Raw genomic sequence first — 22,309 nt, forward strand, 5'->3', positions numbered from 1 at the left:
GCCCACATCTGGACGCCCTCACATGCCCTCGCCTAGGGTGCATCGGCAAGCGCTTTCTAGCCTGCCCATGCCAATCCCCTGTGCGCGCAGCCCCGCCGACGGCCGGACGAGGAACCGCCGCGGGGCCGGCGCGGAAAGGCAGTGCCCAGTGCCGCAGAGACCGTCACTCCCGTCCGTCACCCGCAAGTCCTTCTTACGGGGGATGGCAGCCGCAGGCGCCGCTCCCCTGCTTCCCGTCACCACCGCCGAGGCCGCTCCCTCAGCCCGCCGCCCGGACTTCCCCCTGCTCCGGGACGGCACCGCCGTGGACGTGTTCGTGGACGCGGCGGACGACCCCGCCGTCCTCCGGGCGGCCGGCGACCTCCAGGCGGACGTGGAGCGCGTCGGCGGCGTCCGCCCGAGGCTCCTGCACACGGTGCCGCCGCGCGCCGAACTCCTGATCCTGGTGGGGACGATCGGGGCGAGCCCGGTGATCGACCGGCTCATCGGCAACGGACGCCTGGACGTCTCCGGGGTGAAGGGCCGCTGGGAGGCCTCCGTCACCCAGGTCGTGGACCGCCCGCTGCCCGGCGTGGGACGTGCCCTGGTCATCGCCGGCAGCGACCGCCGAGGCACGGTCTACGGCGTCTACGACACCTCGGAACGCATCGGCGTCTCACCATGGTACTGGTGGGCCGACGTCCCCGTGGCCCGCCGCGACACGGTGACGGTCCCGGCCGGCCCCTTCCTCCGCCGGGAACCCGCCGTCCGCTACCGGGGCATCTTCATCAACGACGAGCAGAACCTCACCACCTGGTCCCACCGCACCCAGGAGCCGGACAAGAACATCGGGCCCAGGACCTACGAGCGGGTCTTCGAGCTGCTGCTGCGCCTCAAGGCCAACTACCTCTGGCCCGCGATGCACCCCTACTCCGACTTCTTCAACAAGCACCGCGAGAACCCCGAACTGGCCGACCGCTACGGCATCGTGGTCGGCTCCAGCCACCCCGAAGCCATGCTGCGCAACGGCGTCCACGAATGGCAGCCGTGGGCGGAGGAGCACCGGAACCCCGACGGCAGCCTGCCGCTCTACGACTACACGGTGAACCCTGCCGTCATCTCCGACTACTGGCGGGCCCGGGCCCGGCAGAACGCCGCCTACGAGAGCAGCTGGACGATCGGCATGCGCGGCCTGCACGACTCGGCGCTGGAGACGAAGCACGCCACCACCGTCCCGGAGAAGGTCGTGGTGATGAACGACATCATCGCCGACCAGCGCCGCATCCTGGCCGAGGAGGTGGGCCCGGCGGCCGAGCCGCAGATCTTCATCCCGTACAAGGAGGTGCTGGAGCTGTACAACGCGGGCGTCCAGGTCCCCGACGACGTCACGCTGATCTGGCCGGACGACAACCACGGCAACATGCGACAGCTCCCGAACGACGCCGAGCGCCGCCGCCCCGGTGGCAACGGCATCTACTACCACCTCTCCTACTGGGGACGCCCCCGGAGCTATCTGTGGCTGGACACCACGCAGTTGAGCAAGGTGTGGCAGGAGCTGCGCCGGGTCCACGAGCATCAGGTGGACCGCATGTGGATCTTCAACGTCGGTGACATCAAGTCGATCGAGACGGGGCTGTCCTTCTGCCTGGACATGGCCTGGGACGTGGACCGCTGGGGCCCCGGGAACGTCGAGGACTTCCTCGTGGAATGGGCCGGGCGCCAGTTCGGCCGGCGGTACGGCTCCCAGATCGCCGCGATCCGCACCGAGTACTACCGCCTGGCGGCGGAGCGGCGCCCGGAGTTCATCGACCGGGCGGTCTTCTCGACGGTGCACCACGGCGACGAGGCGGGCCGGCGCATGTCGGCCTACGAGCGGTTGCTGGAACGTGCGCGGCGGCTGGGCTCGAAGCTGCCCGAGGCCTACCGGAACGCCTACTACGAGCTGGTCGAATACCCCGTCCACGGCGCGTACTTGATGAACCTGAAGTACTACTGGGCGGACCGCAACGCGCTCGCCGTCCGGCAGGGCCGCGGGGCGGGCACGAACCGCTTCGCGGACCTGGCCGAGGCGGCACACGCCGAGGAGCAGGCGATCACCCGGCGCTACAACACCGACATCGCGGGCGGGAAGTGGGACGGCATCGTCAACCCCTACCCCTCCGAGATCCCGAAGGCGCCGGGCCGCCCCGCCGTGACCAGGGTCCCCCGCCAGGAGACGTCGGGCCTGGGCCTGGCCTCCGAGGGCAACGAGACGGGAGCGGACCGCCCGTTGTCCTTCTCGTCCTACACCCGGGACCGCCGCTTCGTGGACGTGTTCAACACCGGCTTCCTCCCGCTGGAGTGGCAGGCCGAGCCGAGCGCCCCATGGATCCGGCTGAGCTCGACGGGCGGTCAACTCACCGACCAGATCCGGGTGTGGGCCGAGATCGACTGGGAGCGGGTGCCGGAGGGCACGCACCGTCCGGCGCTGACCTTCACCGGTGCCGACCGGAGCATCCAGGTGCCGCTGCTGGTGGTCAATGACGGGGAACGGGCGCGCCGACGGGCCCGCGGCTTCGTCGAGGCCCACGGCTTTGTGTCGATCGACGCCGCGCACTTCGACCGCGAGGTGCCGCGCGGCGGAGCGCGGTGGCGGGTCGTGCGCGGGCTGGGCCGCCGCACGGCCGCCGTCGAGGCGGTCCCGACGACGGCACCGCCGATCACGGAGGACCTCACCACCCGGTCACCGGAGCTGCGGTACCGGGTCCGCTTCGCCACGGCCGGCACCTTCCCGGTGACGGTCTTCCGGCTGCCCTCCCTCGACGAACGCGGCAAGCGGCGCGTCGCGGTCGCCCTCGACGATCAGCCGCCGACCCTCCTGTCCGGCCAGGCGATCGCCACCGGCAACCGGGGCGACGCCTGGGCTCGCAACGTGGAGGAGGGCGTCGAGAAGCTGACGACCCGTCTGACGGTGACCGCACCCGGTGAGCATGTACTGAGGGTGTTCATGGTGGACCCGGGGATCGCGGTGGACCAGATCGTGGTCGACACGGGTGGGGTGGGGGGCGGGTATCTGGCGCCGCCGGAGAGTTACCGCCAGTAGTCTCCGGCCGCCGAGTAACCGGCGGAGCCACCCCGGGCTCCGCCGGCCCGGAAGCTCCGCTTTCGAATCGGAACGTTGGGCAAGGGAAAGGAGCGACTCGAGAAGCACGAGTGGCGGGCGAAAAGCATCAGCGGTGCCGACATGCACCAGCAATGAGTCACCCAGCGCTTGCCCGTGCTCCCGTGCGCCCCCCTGGAAAAGGGGTTCTCCAAGTCGACGGGCAGCCCGGACTGGGCAGGACATGGTGCAAGTGCCAAGTCGGTGAAAATTCACCGGATTACCTGGTCGACTGAGGCAGGTGGTTTTTCGATGAACGGCCTCGTTCCCGAAGCCGAGCGCGCATGGACGGTCGGTACTGCTCCAGGCATATTCCCATTCATCAGTCACGGTATCGCCTTGGCCCGTCGGCCGCTGGCGTTTGTGAATTCTTTACCCGAGCACGGTGACCTCGTCGAGTTGCGGCTCGGCCCACAGCGCGCGTGGATGGTGTGTCACCCGGAGTTGGTCCACCAGGTCCTCATGGACCCGGCCACCTTCGACAAGGGAGGCCCGCTTTACGACAGGCTCGGAAAGCTGATGGGCGACGGGCTCGTCACGTGCCGCCAGGACACTCACCGGCGCAAACGCAGGATGCTGCAGCCCGACTTCCGCCCCTCGCGCATCGCCCGGTACACGGACCTGATCGTCGACGAGGCCGAGGCGGCGTGCCGGGACTGGCAGGCAGGACGGGAAGTCCCCGTCAGCGCGGCGATGATGGCACTGACGACCCGGGCGATCAGCCGCGTCCTCCTCTCCGACTCACTCGACGAGGCGACGGCGATCGAAGTGCGGGACTGTCTGACCGTCATCGTCCGCGGCCTGTTCGTCCGTACCGTCGCACCGATCGACGTCCTCTTCCGTATCCCCACACCCGCGAACCGCCGTTACCAGCGGGCGATCGAGCGCATGCACGCGATCATCGCCACGGCCATCGCGGAGCGCAGCGAAGGCGCTGCCCGCGACGACGTCCTGGGGACGCTGCTGTCGACCGGACGCGAGGACGCCACGCCGGCACTCACCGCGCAGGAGATCCACGACCACCTGGTCACGCTGCTGCTCACAGGGGTCGAGGCGCCCGCACTGTGCCTCGCCGACGCTTTCGGTCTCCTGGCACGCCATCCGGAGGCCGAGGACCGCCTGCACGCGGAGGTCGACACCGTGCTCGGTGGACGGCCGCGGCCAGGGCCCGGCGATCTGCCTCGGCTCGTCTACACCCGGAGCGTGATCTCCGAGACGCTGCGGCACACCTCACCCGGCTGGCTCTTCACCCGACTCACCACCAGGGAGACGGAGCTGGCCGGTCGCCGGCTGCCCCGGGGCGCCACCGTGCTGTACAGCCCCTACCTGCTGCACCACTCCCCCGGCACGTTCCCCGAACCGCAGCGTTTCCTCCCCGAGCGCTGGTTGCCGGGCCGGACCACCGCCGAGCAGCGCCGGGCGACGATGCCGTTCTCGGCGGGCAGCCGCAAATGCCTCGGGGACGCGTTCTCCATGGCGGAGGCCACACTGGCGCTCGCGACCATCGCCGGCCGCTGGCGTCTGCACCATCTGTCCGACCGCGACGAGCGTCAGCGCCCGGCGATCACCCTCGGACAGCGCTCGCTGGTGATGGTCTGCGAGCCGCGTCCCCGCACGTCCCGTCCCGAAGGTGCGCACGCCGTGGAAGTGCCGGGTTCACGAAGGGCAGGTGACAGCAATGTCGATCACGCATGAGGAGATCGCCGTCGGCGGTCGGGACGAGGACGCCGCGTTCACTCTGGTGGAGCTGATCGACGCCCACCTTCACATGCCCTTCGCGTTCCAGCGCAATGCCCACGAGGCCGAGGCCGCGGCGGGCGTCGACACGTGGCTCGCCGAATGTGGGCTGACCGCCGAACCCGGAGTGGCGACCATGATCGCCCGCACCCGTCCCGCGGAGCTCGCCTCTTTCAACGGCCCGGCCATGGACTCCGGCCTGCTGCAGATCGCGGCCAACCAGATCGCCTATCAATTCATCTTCGACGACCAGGCGGAGGAGGTCGGCCGGGAGGCACCGGGCCGGCTGCTGCCGATGCTGTGCGAAAGCGTCGGGATCCTGCGCGACGGTCAGCCGCCCAGCACGGCCCTCGGCGTCGCACTGGCCGATCTCCATGAGCAGGTGCGGGAACGCTGCACCCCTGCGCAGGCCGCGCGCTGGGCGGCGAGGAGCCGGGAGTACGTGCACGGTCTGTTGTACGAAGCCGTGGCACAGGCACACCCCTTCCCGCCCCAGACCGACCTGTGCAGTTCCATACGGTCGCTGACCGCGGGCGTCGAACCGTTCTACCCGCTGTGCGAGGCGGCGCAGCCCTGCGAGCTCCTCCCCGAGGAACTGCACCATCCCGTGATGCGGCGCCTCAGCCGGCTGTCGGCCGACGCGGCGGTCTGGATACCCGACCTCTTCTCCGCGGTGAAGGAACAACGCGTGGGCGGGTTGATCAATCTGGCTCTTGCCTACGAACGGGCGCACCGGTGTTCACTGCCTGCGGCGGTGTTACTGGCCATCCGGCAGATCAACGGCACGATCGCGGAGTTCGAAAAGCTCTACGCGGACATCGAACCGGAGTTGAGCCCCGCAGGTGTCGGCTACGTGGAAGGCATGATCGGCTGGATCCGTGGCTGCTACTACTGGTCCCGCACCGTGCCGCGCTATGCGGACGCGGCGGCTGCGCAGGCTCTGGCCTGAGCCCCGACCGACGGTCCCTGGGGAACGATTGATCGGCCGACGTTACCCGAAGGGGGACAGTTCGGGTCCGCTCCCAGGCACGATTCACCCTTTCCAGTTGCACTGACCATCAAATCAGCTCAATCCCGCACCCGGAGGAGCATACGCTCGGCCTGTCTCTCCGAGGCCGACGACAGGAAGCGGTGCGGCACATGGAGCAGGAGATTCAGCAATCGAACCCCGAGAACCGGCCACTGCTCGAGAGGCGACGCGAACTGCGCGCGCTGGAAGCCGCCCTGGCGGAACTGCGGTATGCGGTCGACGGGGTTCCGCGAGCGCGGAGCAGCGGGCTCCTCGCCTTCACCGGTTCGGCCGGACTGGGCAAGACGGCGCTCGTCACCCAGGCCCGCGCCCGGGCCGCGGCACACGGGTTCACCGTGTTCTCGGGCCGGGGCGGCGAGAAGGACCAGCAGCTGGCGTTCCATGTGGTGCGCCAGCTCGTCCAGCCGTCGCTGGCGACGATGGACTCGGACAAGCTCCGCAGTGCTCTGGGCAGTTGGTACGACATCGTGTCGGCGGCGCTCGGCCTCGAGGCGCAGGGCGCCGCCCAGGTCCCGGATCCGCTCTGCGTGCGCGAGGGCCTCGATTGGGTCATGACCCGCCTCGTCGTCAGGAAGGCACCCGTCGTCCTGCTCCTGGACGACCTGCACTGGGCCGATACCGAGTCCCTCGGATGGCTCGCCTCCTTCGCCCCGCGGGTCGAAGACCTCCCCCTGCTGATCGTGGTCGCCTACCGGCCCGACGAACTCCCGCCCGAGGGCGATGCGTTCCACACGCTCGCAAGCCGGCACGGCAAGCGTCCGTTCGCCTTGGACCGGCTCAGCGCGGACAGCGTCACGCAGATCATCAGGAACGAACTCGGGGAGGACGCCGAGGACACGTTCTGCAAGGAGTGCTGGTCGGTCACCGGCGGAAATCCGTTCGAAGCGGTGGAGCTCGCCATCCGGCTCGGCGATCACCAGCTGAGGGGCACCGAGCGGGACCTGTCCGCCATGCGGGAGTTCGCCGCGACCGTCAAAGGGCCCAGGCTCCACGAGCGGCTCCAGCGGCTCGACACGAAGACCGTCCGCTTCGCGCAGACCGCGGCCGTCCTGGGTTCCCCCTTCTCACCGCAGCTCGCCGCGTCCATCGCGGTGCTCGGCGAGGAGGATGCGGCGCAGGCGACCGCCAACCTGCGCGCCGCCCGCATCCTGGCCGAGGGGCACGACCCGAAGGGCGAGCTGGAGTTCGTCCACCCGCTGATCGCCACGTCCATCTACCGGCACATCCGCTCCGGTTTCCGGGTTCTCCTGCACAACCTCGCCGCCGAGTCACTCCGTACGGCGGGGAGCAGCCCCACTGCCGCCGCCCGGCACCTGCTGGAAGTGCCCTGCGAGGGCAAACCCGAGGCGGTGGCATGTCTGCGCGAGGCCGCTCGTGAGAGTCTGCGGGCCGGGGCCACCGAGACCGCTCGGCGTCTGCTGACCCGAGCGCTGCAGGAGCCGCCCCTGCCCGAGGACCGGGCCGCGATCCTGTACGAACTCGCGTGCTGCACGTTCCTGATCGAGCCGACCGCCACCGTTCGCCACCTCCGGGAGGCCTTGACGGAGTCGGACATCGACCCCGACCTGCACGCGTCGATCGTCTACACGCTGACTCAGGCGCTGGCCCACACCGACCAGTTGGCCGAGGCCGCGACCGTGGCGGCCGAGGAGGCACGGAAGGCCGTCAACCCGCGCGTGAAACTCCGCATGCAGGCCGACCACTTCGTGTGGAGCATGGTTCGCACCGACGAGGTGGATTCACCCGCCCACTCCCGCACGCTGACCCGGCTGGCCGAACAGTTGCCCGGTCGCAGCCTGGAGGAACGCTGCATCATGGGCCTTCGCGCCTGGGACTCCATGAAGCGCGGCGAACCGCGGGAGACCTCTCTCACCTACGCCGAGAAAGCCCTGGACGGCGGCATGAGCTGGACCGACGAGAACCGGGGCTTCGAAGTGCCCGTGTCGGTCGCGCTGGTGTTCATGTACGGCGACCAGCCCCGACGGGCCGAGGAACTGTTCAACAAGGGCATCGCCGAGTGCGTGGGCAAAGGCTGGCGGGGCTCCCACCTGGCCCTGGGCCAGACCCTGGCCGGCTACATCCGTTACCGCCGCGGCTGTCTCGCCGAAGCCGAGGACCTGGTCCGAGAGGGACTGCGCATCGCCGAGAAGGTGGACGGTGCGGTACCCGCCCGGTGGTTCGCCCTCGGCGTCCTCATCCAGACACTGCTGGCCCGTGGGCGGATCACCGAGGCACGTCAGCTCGCCGACGAGTTCGCGTACGGCTCCGTGGTCCCCAACGCCGTCATCTACCCCGACCCCCGGATGGTGTACGCGGAACTGCTCCTGGCCGAGGGGCGGCAAACGGACGCCGTTCCCCTGCTCACCGCCGTCGGGGCCTGGCTGGACAAGCGGGCCTGGCGCAACCCTGCCTGGTGCCCGTGGCAGTTCGGCCTCGCGTCCGCACTGGTACCCACGGCCCCCGACGAGGCGCTCCGCCACGCCCAGGACGCTGTGAAGCGCGCCCGTGACTTCGGCGCCGCGTCCGTCATCGGGCAGTCGCTGCACAAACTCGCCGAGGTCACCGGCGGACCGGCGGCACTCGACCTGTACGAGCAGGCCGTCGATCACCTGGAACGCTCCCCCGCCGCCTACGAGCTGGCCCGTGCCCTGGTCGGCCATGGGGCCGCGCTGTCGCGTAACGGCCGGGTGCAGAAGGCTGCCGACCGGCTCTATCAGGGGCTGGAGGGGGCGGTGCACTGCGGTGCCGAGGCACTGGCCGCACGGGCCAGGGAAGAGCTCTCCGCAGCAGGCATGCGTCCGCTCCCCCTGCGCTACGCGCAGACCGACATGCTGACGGCACAGGAACGCAAGGCCGCCGAGATGACGGGGCAGGGCCGCCCGGCATCGGAGGTCGCGAAGGAGCTCCGGATCACCGAGCAAGGGGTACGGCAGCGGTTGTCCTCCGTGTACCGCAAACTCGGCACGGACGCGGCCGGCCTCGTGGCGGCCCTGGAGGCCTGTCCTCCGCCCGGGCGGTGACAGGCCGGACCCCCAGCCGCAGGCGAACCGGCCACGCGGCCCGGCCGCTCGGCAGCCGGTCGCGCGGCGTCACAGCTCACCGCGGCCGCGCATTGTGCTGCGCCCGATGCCCCATCGACTCCCAGAACCTCCGCAACTCCGTGAGCTTCGTGCGGCGCTGCCAGGACGCCTTGCGGCGCAGGCCCGAACGGGAGTGGGACAGGAGGGTGGACTGGGCGCGGCAGAAGGCCTCGCCCAGTTCGACGCGTTGGCCGTCCAGGCCCTTGGGCGGGTAGGGGCACAGTTCGAAGGCGCAGTCGTCACGGCAGTTGGAGCCCGCCTGGGAGGAGGCCGTGCGGACGGCGGTGCGGCCCGGGTCGAGCGGGGTGCGGTCCAGGGTGAGGCAGGGCGGCAGGTCGGGGCGGGCGGTGTGCTGGAGGCGGCGGATGCGGTCGGTGGGCCAGTCACCCCGCTCGGCAAGGTTGAGAAGCAGCAGCACGTCGGCGAGGAGTTGCTGCGCGCTCGGGTGGAGGGCGCTCCAGCCGGTGGAGGGCGGGATCCAGAGGTTGTGCTTGCGGGCCTCGCCCCGGGCCGTCTGCGAGCCGACGTGCGCGGCGACACCCGACTCGTCGATCCACAGGAACCGCTCGGGCTGCCGGGTCTCGAGCGCCCACACGCACAGTTTCCCGGCCGCCGTCACGAAGGGGTGCTCCGGTTCGCCGTCCGGCCGGGCCAGCCACTGGCGGACCTGCTGGGCGGGGTCGGAACCGTGGCCGCTCGACGGGTGGGAGACCGTGGCGCCGTCGGGCAGGTCCCAGAGGGTCAGGGCGTGCAGCAGCGTGAGGCGGGTGAACCAGAAGCGGGTGCGCTTGAGCATGTCCCACGCCTGCTCACTGAGGTACTCGCGGGCTTCGGACCGGGCGTGCGGATGGCGGTGCCGGCGGTTCGCCGCGTACTTGAAGCCCTGGGCGAGTGCCACCTCCACATTGAGGTCGAGCGCGGCGTGCGCGTCCGGGCTGTCCTCGGGGATGCCGACGCGGCGCACCCAGCTCTCCAGGAACGCGTACGGCGTGTCCTGATGGCGGTGGGTGGTGACCGAGCCGACGAGCAGCGGGATCAGCCAGGCGCACAGGGTGTTGTCCCGCCACTGCCGTTCCTCGGCCTCGCGGTCCTCGCGCTCCCGCCGGCGTTCCTGACGCCGCTGCTGCTCACGCTCGTTCAGTTCCCTCTTCATGCGGGCGACCTGGCCCTCGCCCCGCCGTCGGCGTCTGCTTTCCCGCTCGCCGACCACCTCGGGCTGCTGGCTGCCCCAGATCTCCTCCGTCCAGTCGGGCTCCCGCTCCACCCGTCGGCCCTCGACCACCTGCGGTCCGCGCAGTCTGGGCTGGAGCGCCGCGAAGGCGAGATCGCCGCCTGCGCCGATCTCCTGCGCGATGGCGAGACGGACGGCGTAGGAAGGCTCCAGGCGCGCGATCTCGAACAGTTCCAGGTAGGCCGGCCGGAGGGTCTGCCGCTGGGCGACCCCGCGCATGGCCTCGCCGAACCGGGCCACGAGCAGGGCCTTTGCGGTCTGCAGGGTGTGCGGGTCGCGGGCCCGCAGGTCCGGCCAGGACGTGCACAGCCGCATGGCGATCAGATGCTGTTCCGGCTCGGCGTCGACGCTGTCGATCTCCAGGGCCGCCGCGTAGAGCTCGAGGGCCTTGCTGTGCAGGGTGCGGCCGAAGAGGGGGCGCACCTCCTGCTTGTCGTCGTTGTCGTGGCCGGAGTTCCGGACGGCCTGCGCATGGCAGGCGGCCTGCATCAGAAGGTCGCGGGCGGCGCTCACCGGGCACCAGCACGTTCCGTCCGGGGCCGCCGCGCCCGGCTCCTCGTGGACGCACGCGCCGTCGGGCAGCCGGGAGTGCAGCACCATGGCGATGAGCAGCTCCCGGCCCGGCCTGCGCAGGGCCGCCGGGAAGAACGAGCCCTCCCGGGGTTCGGCCGGGACGTCGGGGTGGATCACCGCGTTCAGGAAACGGGCCCCCAACTGGGCCTGGATCACGCTGTGCTGGAAGCGGACGCGGTCCCCGCCGAGCTCGACCAGCTCCATCCGGGCGCCCCAGTGGGCGGCGAGGCGGAGGTCGATGCCGCTGTCGCCGACCCTGCGGCCCAGTTCGCGGACGATCTCGGGGAAGCGGGAGCGGTCCGGGTCCTGCTCGTCGACGACGTCGGCGAACCGCACCTCGGAGGTGTCCAGGGCGAGTCCCACGCACGCGAGCGCGGACAGGTAGTGGACGGTCGAGCGGCGCTCCTCCGGGGAGAGCGGCAGGTGCGGCCGGAAGCGGCCGCTGATGAGGGCGCTGAGCCAGGTCTCGAACAGATGGAACCGCAGGGACGCCCGGTCGCCGCCCCGGGTCTCCACCGCCTCCTCTTCCGTGGGGACGCTGAGGGCGCGCTCGAGCAGCCCCTGCTCGTGCAGTTCGGCGGCGATCTCCAGGTAGGTGGGGGCCTCGGCGATGCCGGCCCGCTCGACGATCCAGTCCAGCCGCTGCCGGTCCTCCCCGGCGCCCCCGGACGAGATGTAGGTGAGGGCGGCCTCCTCGCTCAGCGGCTCCAGTTCGGTGAGGGAGGCCTCCATGCCGCGCAGGGAATCGTGCGGCCGGGAGGTGATGATCAGCGGCAGGCCCTCCTCGTTGGCACGGCGGATGGCCAGCCGGATGATGGTGTCGCGCTCCTCCGTCAGGTCGCCGCCGGTGAGCGCCTCCTCCAGGCCGTCGGCGAGCACCACGATCCGCCCCTGCTGGCTCAGCCGCCGCCACACCTTCTCGGCCTCCGCGCCGGAACGGATGGTGCCCTGCACCTCCCGGCAGAAGCGCTCGAAGGCCAGCTCGCGGAAGTCCAGGTCCTTGTCGGCGGCGCGCAGCCGCAGCGGCACGGGCACCGCCCCGCGCTCGGCGAGCCGCTGGGTCAGCAGCACCACCAGCGCCGTCTTGCCGGTGCCGATGCCGCCGACGACGACATGCGTACGGCGGAAGCGGCGGTCGCGCAGGTCCTCCATGAGGACGGAGCAGAGCTGGTCGCGGCCGACGACCCGGCCGAAGATGCCGCCCGCGGTCTCCACGAGTTCGTGCGGGTCCTGGAGTGCCTTGCGCACATAGGCCCGGCGCACATGCCTGAAACGGAAGAACAGATAGGTGACGGTCGCCAGGGCGAGGGTGAGGAACGGCATGAAGAGCGACTGCAGGACGGTGCAGCTGAAACTGTCCGCCTTGCACTGCCGGTCGATCCATCTGACGGGTGAGTCGAAGCCCTTCTCCTGCGGCAGGGTGATGAGGGCCGTGATGGCCAGGAACAGCAGGAGCAGCGCCCCGAGGAACGTCAGCACCAGCAGCGCCACGTACCCGCCGTTCTTGCGGACCCGCCAGGTCCTGGTCCGGTCGTAGCCCTGTCGCATCAGCCGGCGCCGGTGCAGGGCGCGACGGACACCGAGCCCGTCGCGCAGCACGGGCCCGAGCCGGTGTGGCAGTCCTCCTCCTTCGCTCACCCTGTGAGGGTTCCGCCGCCGAGGGGGTTTCGCGCGCCGACGGCGCCGGATTCACCCGAGGAAGGACCTCTGACACCCGCCACCCGGCCGTACGGCGTCCTCCCGGCAGAGCGGCAGCCGGACCTCCTTCTCGACTTCGTTTTCGCAACTTCGTTGCATGACGGACTACTTGACGTCGGACCGTTGCACTGCTTCCCTCGAAAGACTGCTCATGGGAGCGCTCCCAACCCACCCCCACGTGAAGGGAACCCCACCCGTGCAGACCTCCCCCCACACCTCCCCGAGACGTGCCCGGCCGGCCCTTCTCGCGGCCGTGCTCATGGCGAGCCTGCTCTCCTGGGCCGGCGGCTCGCCGGCCCGGGCCGCCCCCGATGGCACCACCGGCCGTCTCACGGACGGCCCCCACTCCTCGGCCGCCCCCGGCCAGCCCGGCGACCCGAACATCAAGTTCGTCGGCCGCTGGGACACCACCGGCTCCAGCACCGCCTACACCCCGTACTGGGCGGGCGCGTACTACCGGGCCGGCTTCACCGGCCGGACGGTCAAGCTGAAGCAGCGGGGCACGATCGACCTGTGGGCACGGATCGACAACGGTCCCGTGAAGTTCTACGACGACGTCAAGGGGACGGTGAACCTGACCCCGACGGCCCTCTCCCCCGGCAACCACACACTCCAGGTCAACTACCAGGTGGTGGCCGGGTCGTACAAGGGCGACGCCGTCTTCCAGGGGCTGGTCCTGGACAGCGGTGCGACGACCTTCGCACCGCCGGCCCCGGCCAAGCTGGTCGAGTTCGTCGGCGACTCGATCACCGTGGGCACGACGACCTCGCAGAACGCCCGTACCGCGTACGGCTGGCTGATCGGGGAGCGGCTGGGCGTCGAGCACACGCAGATCGCGCAGGGCGGGGCGTGTCTGGTGGCCGCGGCGGACGGCTGCGTCGGACTGGAGCGGCAGTTCACCAAGCTCAACCCGAACGCGGCGACCCCCGACTGGAACTTCTCCCGCTACCGGGCCGACGCGGTCGTCATCAACCTCGGCACCAACGACGTCGGGCACGGGGTGAGTGCGGCGCAGTTCCAGTCGGCGTACAGCAGTCTGCTGCGCAAGGCGCGGGCCGCGTACCCGCAGGCGTGGATCTTCGCGCTGGAGACGTTCCGCGGGCGGTTCGTCCCGCAGACCGAGGCCGCGGTGAAGGCCGCCGTCGCCGGGGGTGACGCGCGGGTGTCCTTCGTCGACACGACCGGCTGGCTGGGGTCGGGCGATCTGACGGACTCGGTGCATCCCAACGACCGGGGGCACCGGGTCATCGCCGACCGGCTGGCGCCGGTCATCGCGGCGCGGATCGGTTCGTAGCGGGCCCGAAGGGTTCGGGGGCGGGCCTCACATCGGGCCGGGGCCCGCTCCTCCCTTGAGGCGTTCGAGGTCCGAGGGCCGGACCTGGATGACGACCAGGGCGATCAGGGCGGCGACGGCGGTGAAGATCGCCGCCATGATGAAGGCGGCCGAGACGCCGGCGGTGAGGATCTCGTCGGACCACGGTTTGGGCAGTTGCCCGGTGCGTTCGAACCGGATGCGTTCGGCCGGGCTCGCCTGCTGGAGGAAGTCCGGGACCTGCTTGTCCGCCTCGTTGGTACTGGCCGTGCCGTACATCGTGACCAGGATGGACAGTCCGAGGGAGCCGCCGACCTGCTGGGTGGCGTTGAGGAGCCCGGAGGCCGCGCCGGTCTCCGGCGTGGACACGTTGGACAGCGCCATGAGGGTCAGCGACACGAACTCCATGCCCATGCCCAGGCTGAAGACGAGCATCGGGCCGAGGACGCTGCCCGCGTAGGTGGAGTGCACGTCGGTCAGGGTCAGCCAGGCCAGGCCCACCGCCGCCAGGATCGCGCCCACCACCATGAACGGCTTGGGCCCGTAGACGGGCAGGAACCGCGAGGCCAGTCCGGCGCCGACGGCGATGACCGCGCTGACCGGCAGGAAGGCCAGTCCGGCCGCGAGCGGGCTGAACCCGAGCACGTTCTGCACGAAGAGCGTGAGGAAGAAGAACATGCCGAAGATGGCGGCGGCCAGGCACAGCATGATGCCGTACGTGCCCGCGCGGTTGCGGTCGGCGAACATGTGCAGCGGTGTGATGGGCTGTTTCGAACGCCGCTCGATCATGATGAAGGCCACCAGGACGACGACCGCTCCGGCGAACGAGGCGAGGGTGAGGGCGTCCCGCCAGCCGTCCTGCGCGGCCCTGATGAAGCCGTAGACGAGCAGCACCATCCCCGCGGTGGAGGTGAGCGCGCCGGTGATGTCGAAGCGCCCGGGGTGGCGTTCGGACTCCCTGATGTAGCGCGGTGTGGCGAGCACGATGAGCAGGCCGATGGGCACGTTGACGAACAGCACCCACCGCCAGTTCAGCCACTCCACCAGCATGCCGCCGGCGAGCAGGCCGATCGCGCCGCCGCCGGCCGAGACCGCGGCGAAGACCCCGAAGGCGCGGTTGCGTTCCGGTCCCTCGCGGAAAGTAGTGCTGATCAAGGCGAGGGAGGTCGGGGAGGCGATGGCGCCGCCGACGCCCTGGAGGGCTCGGGCGCCGAGGAGTTGGCCTGCGTTCTGGGCGAATCCGCCGAGCAGGGAGGCGAGCACGAAGAGCAGCACGCCGAAGACGAAGACGCGCCGCCGGCCGAGGATGTCTCCGGCCCGGCCGCCGAGCAGCAACAGGCCGCCGAAGGTGAGGGTGTAGGCGTTCACCACCCAGGACAGGCTCGTGGTGGAGAACTCCAGGGAGCTCTGGATGTGCGGCAGCGCGATGTTCACGATGGTGATGTCGAGGACCACCATCAACTGGCAGGAGGCGATGACGAGCAGCGCCATCGCGTTTCCGCCACCACCGGATTCCCTGGTGGTGGTCGCCTGTGGTGAAGCCGGCTGCGGGCTGCTGCCTGCGGTGTCCACCGTTCGACGGTACGCCTGGCTCCCACACCCCACCACTCGATCACCGTCGGCCTCGGCGGGCGCCTTGCGGTGACGGCAGCTGGGCGCGCGGGACGGCCGGTTGGCCTGCGACGACATGGACGCGGACGGTCCGCGACAACCTGGTCGGCGATCACCCGGGACGGCCGGGCAGGTCATCGAGGTGTACCTGCCCGGCCCCCGCGGGCCGTCAGCCCTGTGCAGGGATCTGCCCCGAGCATCCCACGGCGGGCGCGCCGCCGACAGCGCCGTTCGTCCGCCGTGCCCTTCCGGTCAGCGTCCGCCGCGGATGAGACCCGTCAGATAGCGCCACAGCGAGGATCGCTGCCGGGAGGCCGGGTCCGGCAGGACCTCCTCGGCCACCCCCGGCGCGGGGTCGTCCGCCCACGGCCGTGGGGGCGGTGCGGAGGCGAGTTCGTACCGCACGGGCAGGGAGCGCAGGCCGCGCATGAACGGCGAGGAACGCCATGGCAGTTGGTCGGCGGGCAGGGCGAGGTCGAGGTGGTCGAACCGCTCGAACAGGCGCCCCACTCCGGCCGCCGCGACCGCCGAGGCGAGTTCCCGCGCGGGGCACTGGCGCGGGCCGGCTCCCCAGGACAGGTGGGCCCGGGTGCTGATGGTGGTGCCCGAGGCGATGTGGTCGGCGAAGAGCGGGTCGGCGTGGGCGGCGCCCGGGGAGACCCACACCGGGTCGCCGGCCCGGATCGTGTAGTTGCCGAGCGGGGTGTCCCGGGCCGCGAAGCGCGGGACGAAGTTGACCAGCGGCGGCTTGCGCATGACCACCCGGTTCATGGTCTCCCTGACCATGCCGGCGGACAGGCTGGCGCGCACGCTGCCCTCGCCCGAGATGACCTCCACGACGGTGTTGGAGACGAGGATGCCGACGTGGTCGGAGGTCATGCCCAGCAGCATGAACAGCTCGCGGGCGAGCTGGTCCAGCGACAGGTCCGGGTGGGCGGCCAGCAGATACGAGGGGAAGTCGTCGCCCGGCTTCTCCAGCTTCAGCGCGGCCAGTTCCGCCAGCGTCGCCAGCAGGCGCTCCAGCGCGGCCTCGGCGTCCGGGCCCGCGTCGAGCACGCGCCACATGTCCATCAGCGCGTCGTCGCCCTGCGAGCCGGGGAAGCCCAGCAGATGGCTGGCCACCATCAGCGGCAGCGGCCGGGAGAACTGGGCGGACAGGTCCGCCACGCCGGTCTTGCCGCCCTGCCCGATGAGTGTGATCAGTTCGTCGGCGTAGGCGGTGACGGCGGCCTTCAGGCGCTTGGTCTGGGGGTGGCGGGAGTCCTGGAAGGGCTTCAGGGCGACGTCCCAGGCGGTGCGCAACGGCCGGTAGCCGGCGCCGCCCTGGATCAGGATGTGGTTGACCTCGAGGGAGGGGCCGAGCGGCCAGTCGGCCGGCACCCGCCCCTCGGAGCGGGCCCGCCAGTTCTCCAGGCCCTTGGGCCAGCCGTCGTCGTCCTGGAGCACCTGGAGCGACTCGCGGTAGCCGAGGACGAGCCAGGCGGGGACCCCCAGCAGATCGACCGGCGCGACCGGGCCGTGCCGCTGGCGCAGCCGCTCGTACACGAGCGCGGGACGCGTCTCGTAGTCCCTGGTCAGCAGCGGTTCGGGACTGAGTGTCTCCAGCCCGGTGTCGTCCAGGTCCACGGATCCGCCGTCACCCCACTGGGATTCCATCGTCTTGCCACCCTCCGACACGCCCTGTACCGGCACACCATCAGTCGGTAGCCGGAAACGCTGGGGACCCTACCCCAGGCTGAACCCACGGGTAACGACGGGGGTGGGGTGGGGAGGGCGGCCCGGCCGCTTGTCAGGCCGCCGTGTAACCGAGTTGACGGCGCATGTAGGGCGTCATGAGGCTCTTGGCCTTGGCCAGGGTGGTGGTGCGGCTGCCGAGGACGGCGGACTCGCCGCCCGGCACGGGCAGCACGGTCAGTCCGTCGGCGGGGCCGAACGGCACGATGAGCGGGGTGCGCTGCATCGGGCGGTACAAGCGCGGCTCCTTGCGGTGCTTGCCGGAACTCTGGAGGTAGGCGCGGATGTTGTGGGCCGCGAGGTCCGCCTGGGCGAGGGCGGCGGGGGTGATCTTGAGTTCGCTGACGTCGTTCACGTCGCCGACGGCGAACACGTCCAGCCTGCCCTCGACCCGGAGTGTGCGGTCGACCTTCACGCGTCCGGCCCCGTTGAGCCAGTCGCCGTGCCCGGCCAGGCGCAGCCAGAGCGTGTTGGGGGTGGTGCCCGTCGCCCAGAAGGACAGGTCGGCCTCGATGACCGTGCCGCGGGCGTCGCGGTAGGTGCCGAAGTCGTTGCCGGGCGACATGAAGGAGTCGAGCCGTACGTCGATGTCGTGGGACTCCAGCCAGGCCAGGGCCTTGCGTCCGGGACGGGCGCTGCCCGTGGAGTCGAGCAGGGCGGGCCCGGAGTGGGCGAGGGTGACCCGGGCGTCCGGGCGGGCGAGGCGGATCTCGGCGCTGAGTTCGACGCCGCCGGGGCCGCCGCCGACGACGAGGACGTGTTCGGCCGTGGCGATGTCGCGCTGGTGCTCGGCGAACGACTTGGCGGCTTCCTCGGTGGTGGTGCCGGTGAAGCGGGCCGGCTCGGGGTAGTCGGCGCCGGTGGCGATCACGACCACGTCGTACGGCAGCCGCTCGCCGGTGGCGAGGACGACCTGCCGTTCGGCGGTGTCGACGCGGACGGCCTTGCCGGTGACCACCCGGCCGTGGTGCAGCAGCCGGTCGTAGGGAATGAAGGGCGTGTGGGTCCACTCGGGGTGCACTCCGGCACGCAGGGAGGCGACGCGGTGGAAGAAGACCTCCTTGCGGTCCACCAGCGTGACCCGGGCCGTGCCGTCCAGCCGCTTGGCCAGCCGGACGCCGGCGTATCCGCCGCCGATCACCACTACGTCGCCGTCGTACACACCGAGTCTCCTGTGCATGGTGGGGGGGAGCGAGGGCCGCCGCGGACGGGCCCCGCTCGGATCGACCCCCGGCGGCCACTCGACTGACGCGACAGTAGCGCTTGAACTTTAAAGGGATCCCGAGGTTTCGTGCATGTTCCGTGAAGGGATCGGCACCTGACCGGCCGTCACTTTCCCCAGATCTTCCGGTACGCCTCCCGGTAGCCCGACGGGTCCCAGGCGGTGGCGCCTTCGCTGTTGCCGGCCGTGGCGATGTGCACGGGGGCCACGTACCCGCTGGCGGGACGGCCGGAGAAGGCACGGTTGAACTCGTCGACGATCTGCCAGCCCTGGAGGGACAGCGGCTCGGGCACGGTGGCGGCCTGGTACTGCCTGCTGTTGACGCGCTGGAAGGCGGACGGGTCGCCGTCGCCGGCCCCGATGTTGAAGGGCGGCCCGGAGCCCTTCTCGCCTGCGGCGCGGAAGGCGGGGGCGGCGTCGGCGAAGTACAGGTCGTTGATGGCCACGGAGTGGGTCCAGCGGTCCTGGAAGCGGGACAGCAGGGAGGAGATCTCCCTCGGCGTGCGGCTGCTGGCGTCGGGGATCGGGATGTTCTCCACCGACAGCAGCCGCACGCCCTGACAGCTCGCCAGCTCCTCGCGGATCAGGTCGGACTTGTTGCGCGCGAAGGGGATCGAGGCGTCGGTGATGAGCACCACGCCGGCGCGGCCGTTGGAGTCGGAGATGATCCACTGCGCGCTGATGCGGGCCACGTCCTGGACGCGGGTGGTGACGTTGGTGAACAGGTCGGGCTGCCGGCTGGGGCCGGGCTCGGGGACCGCGTGCCAGCCGATGAGCGGGATGCGCTGCGCGTTGGCCCGGGCGGCCTGCTGTGCCGTCGAGTCGGGGTCGAACCCGCCGATGACGATGCCCGAGGGCCTCAGGGCCACCGCCTCGCTCATGGCCGCCTGGATGCCGGCCGGGGTGCCCCCGCCGTCGATCACCCGGACGTTCCAGCCGATGGCCCGCGCGGCCTCCCGCACCCCGTTCGCGGCGCCCGCGACACCGGGGTTGGTCATGGTCTGGGCCACGTAGACGATCGTCTTGCCGGACACCGCCTCGGGGCCGCTGGTGGGCCCTCCCCAGGGGATGTCGGTCCGCTCCGCCCGGGTGACGGCGTCCCGGGCGCGGGCGTGGACGGCGGGGCAGCCGTTCGGGCCTGTCACGGTCTCCTCCGCGCCGTCGGAGGAACCGCGTTCGCAGCCGACGAGGGCGACGGCCGTGGCCAGCAGGGCGCAGGAGGCGAGCCGCGCGGTGCGGACTGCGGGGGCGGCCTTGCGAGTGCGGTGCACGGGAGCTCCAGTGAGGGGATCGACGCGGCGGGCGTGCCGGGAGGGTCAGGGCGGTGCCGTTCCGCCCCCCGGCGCCGGGGAGGACGGCGGCGGGGGCGGCGCGGCGGGCGTGTCGCGGGCCGCACCGCCGCGCAACCGGCGGCGGGCCGCGTATCCGGCCAGGCCGACGGCGATGAGCAGGGTGCCGCCGTTGAACAGCGGGACCGTCCAGAACTCGGCGCCCAGCTGGGCGATGCCGGTGAGGCCGACGGCCAGGACGGCGACGGCGACGACCGTGCCGAGGGCGTTGGGCCGGCCGGGCTTGATCGCCGTGGAGCCGAGGAGGGCGCCGACGAAGGCGGGCAGCAGGTAGTCGAGGCCCACGCTCGGGTTGCCGATCTGCTGCTGGGCGGCGAGCAGCACACCGGCGAAACCGACGATCAGGCCCGAGGCGGCGAACGCGTAGACGGTGTACGTGCGGGTCGGGATGCCCACGAGGCCGGCCGCGCGCGGGTTCGACCCGACGACGTACAGGTACCGGCCGAGCGGCAGCCGCTCCAGCACCAGCCAGAGGAGGGCCGCGAGCGCGAGCACGTAGAAGGCGGGGACCGGGAGGCCGAGGAACGAGGAGTCGTAGAGGTCGGTGAACGCGGGCGGCAGGCCCTGGGGGCCGGGGACGATCCGGCCGCCGTCGGTGATCCAGCCGGTCACGGCGTACATCATGCTGCCGGTGCCGAGGGTGGCGATGAAGGAGTCGATCCGGCCGAACATGACGACGACGCCGTTGAGGACGCCCACGACCAGCCCTCCGGCCAGCACGGTGAGGCAGGCGAGCGGCCAGGGCCAGCCCTCGTCGACGACGAGCCACAGCACCATCACATGGGCCAGGCCGAGGCCGTAGCCGATGGACAGGTCGAACGCGCCGGTGACGATGGGCACCATGGCGGCGAGCGCGAGGACCGCCGGGATCGACTGGTTGGACAGGATCGAGTCGACGGTGTCCAGCGTGGGGAAGGTGTCCGGCAGGACGAGGGAGAAGACCAGGTAGAGCAGGGCGGTGAGGGCAAGCAGGCCGTAGGCGCCGATGTGGTGGCCGCCGGGTCGGCGCCGCGGCCGGGGCGGCGGCGTCATGAGTGCCCGGCCGTGGACGGGGGCAGGGCCGAGGCCGCCCGGGTGAGTCCGGCGACGGTGAGGGCGGGGCCGCTCAGCTCCGTCGTCACGGTCCCGCGCACGAAGACCAGCGTCCGGCGGCACACACTCGCCACCTCCTCGAAGTCGGTGGACAGCAGCAGGACCGCGAGGCCCGCCTCCAGTGCCTCCCGGAGCAGGCGGTGGATCGCGGCCTTGGCGCCGACGTCGACGCTCGCCGTCGGCTCCTCCAGGATCAGCAGCCGCAGGTCCGTGCGCAGCCAGCGGCCGATCATGACCTTCTGCTGGTTGCCGCCGGAGAGCGTGGCGATGGGGGTTTCGGTGTCCCGGGGGCGCACCGCGAACCGTTCCATCAGGGCCGCGGCGCGGGTGCGTTCGCGGCGGGGGCCGATCCAGCGCGGTGCCGCAAGACCTCCCGCGCGGGGGTTGGCCAGGAGGTTCTCCCGTACGGTCAGCTCGGCGAGGCAGCCCTCGCGCAGTCGGTCGCCCGGCACGAGGCCGACTCCGAGAGCGACGGCCTCCGCGACCGTGCGGGGGCGGTACGGCCGCCCGTGCAGCACGGCCCGCCCGTCCAGGAGGGGCCGGGCACCGGCGAGGGCGCGGCCCAGGTCCATGTGCCCGGCGCCGGAGAGGCCGACCAAACCGAGGACCTCCCCGGCCGCGAGCTGGAGGCTGACGGGTCCGGCCCGGGCGGTGCGCACGCCGTCGAGGGCCAGGACGGGCGGCGCGCCGGCCGGGGACCCGGCGGGGCGGTGGAGGGCCGGTTCGTCCGCCTCGCCGGCCTCGCCCGCCTCGCCGACGATGTCCTGGACCAGGCGGGCCGGGCTGCGGTCCGCCAGCCGGCCGTGGCTGACGAGTCGGCCGTCGCGCAGGACGGCGAAGGTGCCGGCGACCTGGTAGACCTCGTCCAGGCGGTGGCTGACGTAGAGGATGGCGTGCCCGCGGTCGCGCAGGTCGTGCAGGACGCGGAAGAGCCGGGCGCTGTCCGCGGCGGGCAGGCGGGCGGTCGGCTCGTCGAGGACGATCAGCCGTGCGCGTGCCGCCAGGGCCCGGGCGATGGCGACCAGCGAGCGTTCGGCCGGCGCGAGTGAGGAGACCGGTGCGTCGGGGTCGAGGGGGGCGGCGACGATCCGGAGGGCGTCGGCGCAGCGCTCGCGGGTGCGCCGCCAGGAGATCAGCCCGGACCGGCGCGTGTACCCGGTGGTCAGGGCGAGATTCTCGGCGACCGTCATCCACTCCACGAGACCGAGGTCCTGGTGGATGAAGGACATGCTCCGGGTGGCGGCGGGGCTGCCGAGGGGCTCCCCGGCGACGGTGACCTGTCCCGCGTCGGCGTGGTGGACTCCGGCGAGGATCTTGATGAGCGTGGACTTCCCGGCCCCGTTGGGCCCGAGCAGGGCGAGGACGCTGCCGGCGTGGACGTCGAGATCCACCCCGGCCAGCGCGACGGTGCCGCCGAACCGTTTGCTGAGCCCGCGGATGCGGACCAGGGGTTCCGGCCCGAAGGGCGAAGCCGCCTTCGCCGGCATGTCGGGAGCGTCGCGCACCCGATCAAATTACAGCA

General features: G+C 71.6%; 12 protein-coding genes. 5 read left to right on the forward strand and 7 right to left on the reverse strand.

Annotated features, from left to right (window positions below; translation table 11 throughout):
- The first annotated feature begins 202 nt into the window (after nt 1–202).
- From ACIRDU_RS22010 to ACIRDU_RS22025, 4 genes are all read left to right on the forward strand, one after another.
- The gene (locus ACIRDU_RS22010) at nt 203–3,061 is read left to right on the forward strand and encodes a glycosyl hydrolase 115 family protein (RefSeq protein ID WP_403581885.1); all 2,859 of its coding nucleotides are present in this window, start codon (nt 203–205) and stop codon (nt 3,059–3,061) included.
- Between the two features lie 309 nt (nt 3,062–3,370).
- Entirely contained in the window at nt 3,371–4,813 is a 1,443-nt protein-coding gene (locus tag ACIRDU_RS22015; protein WP_403581887.1) for a cytochrome P450, read from the forward strand.
- Nucleotides 4,749–5,804 (forward strand): (-)-alpha-amorphene synthase, encoded by a 1,056-nt coding sequence (locus ACIRDU_RS22020; RefSeq protein WP_403581888.1) that lies wholly within the window; start codon nt 4,749–4,751, stop codon nt 5,802–5,804. The genes ACIRDU_RS22015 and ACIRDU_RS22020 overlap by 65 nt, the downstream gene beginning before the upstream one ends.
- A gap of 191 nt (nt 5,805–5,995) precedes the next feature.
- Entirely contained in the window at nt 5,996–8,905 is a 2,910-nt protein-coding gene (locus tag ACIRDU_RS22025) for an ATP-binding protein (protein WP_403581889.1), read from the forward strand.
- A gap of 76 nt (nt 8,906–8,981) precedes the next feature.
- Here ACIRDU_RS22025 and ACIRDU_RS22030 read toward each other — a convergent pair whose 3' ends face one another.
- The gene (locus ACIRDU_RS22030; protein ID WP_403581890.1) at nt 8,982–12,407 is read right to left on the reverse strand and encodes an NACHT domain-containing protein; all 3,426 of its coding nucleotides are present in this window, start codon (nt 12,405–12,407) and stop codon (nt 8,982–8,984) included.
- Between the two features lie 256 nt (nt 12,408–12,663).
- On the opposite strand from ACIRDU_RS22030, the gene ACIRDU_RS22035 reads away from it, so the two are divergent.
- Nucleotides 12,664–13,761 (forward strand): GDSL-type esterase/lipase family protein, encoded by a 1,098-nt coding sequence (locus ACIRDU_RS22035; protein ID WP_403581891.1) that lies wholly within the window; start codon nt 12,664–12,666, stop codon nt 13,759–13,761.
- 27 nt (nt 13,762–13,788) lie between these two features.
- On the opposite strand, the gene ACIRDU_RS22040 is transcribed toward ACIRDU_RS22035, so the two are convergent.
- The 6 genes from ACIRDU_RS22040 to ACIRDU_RS22065 form a co-directional block, all read right to left on the reverse strand.
- Nucleotides 13,789–15,270 (reverse strand): MFS transporter, encoded by a 1,482-nt coding sequence (locus ACIRDU_RS22040; protein ID WP_403582217.1) that lies wholly within the window; start codon nt 15,268–15,270, stop codon nt 13,789–13,791.
- A gap of 372 nt (nt 15,271–15,642) precedes the next feature.
- Entirely contained in the window at nt 15,643–17,046 is a 1,404-nt protein-coding gene (locus ACIRDU_RS22045; RefSeq protein WP_403581892.1) for a cytochrome P450, read from the reverse strand.
- Nucleotides 17,047–17,179: 133 nt separating this feature from the next.
- The gene (locus tag ACIRDU_RS22050) at nt 17,180–18,286 is read right to left on the reverse strand and encodes an NAD(P)/FAD-dependent oxidoreductase (protein WP_403581893.1); all 1,107 of its coding nucleotides are present in this window, start codon (nt 18,284–18,286) and stop codon (nt 17,180–17,182) included.
- Nucleotides 18,287–18,453: 167 nt separating this feature from the next.
- Entirely contained in the window at nt 18,454–19,617 is a 1,164-nt protein-coding gene (locus ACIRDU_RS22055; RefSeq protein WP_403581894.1) for a substrate-binding domain-containing protein, read from the reverse strand.
- Nucleotides 19,618–19,662: 45 nt separating this feature from the next.
- Nucleotides 19,663–20,727 (reverse strand): ABC transporter permease, encoded by a 1,065-nt coding sequence (locus ACIRDU_RS22060; protein ID WP_403581896.1) that lies wholly within the window; start codon nt 20,725–20,727, stop codon nt 19,663–19,665.
- Nucleotides 20,724–22,292 carry a sugar ABC transporter ATP-binding protein gene (locus ACIRDU_RS22065; protein ID WP_403581898.1) on the reverse strand — a complete coding sequence of 523 codons (1,569 nt, stop codon included), beginning with the start codon at nt 22,290–22,292 and terminating at the stop codon, nt 20,724–20,726. Before ACIRDU_RS22065 ends, ACIRDU_RS22060 begins: the two co-directional genes overlap by 4 nt.
- Nucleotides 22,293–22,309: the final 17 nt, after the last annotated feature.

The organism is Streptomyces sp. NPDC093598 (assembly GCF_044764825.1).
Classification (GTDB): domain Bacteria; phylum Actinomycetota; class Actinomycetes; order Streptomycetales; family Streptomycetaceae; genus Streptomyces.

Coding starts and splice junctions, on each gene's coding strand:
- ACIRDU_RS22010 (WP_403581885.1), top strand. CDS start 203: ATGGCAGCCGCAGGCGCCGCTCCCCTGCTTCCCGTCACCACCGCCGAG.
- ACIRDU_RS22015 (WP_403581887.1), top strand. CDS start 3,371: ATGAACGGCCTCGTTCCCGAAGCCGAGCGCGCATGGACGGTCGGTACT.
- ACIRDU_RS22025 (WP_403581889.1), top strand. CDS start 5,996: ATGGAGCAGGAGATTCAGCAATCGAACCCCGAGAACCGGCCACTGCTC.
- ACIRDU_RS22040 (WP_403582217.1), bottom strand. CDS start 15,270: ATGGCGCTGCTCGTCATCGCCTCCTGCCAGTTGATGGTGGTCCTCGAC.
- ACIRDU_RS22045 (WP_403581892.1), bottom strand. CDS start 17,046: ATGGAATCCCAGTGGGGTGACGGCGGATCCGTGGACCTGGACGACACC.
- ACIRDU_RS22060 (WP_403581896.1), bottom strand. CDS start 20,727: ATGACGCCGCCGCCCCGGCCGCGGCGCCGACCCGGCGGCCACCACATC.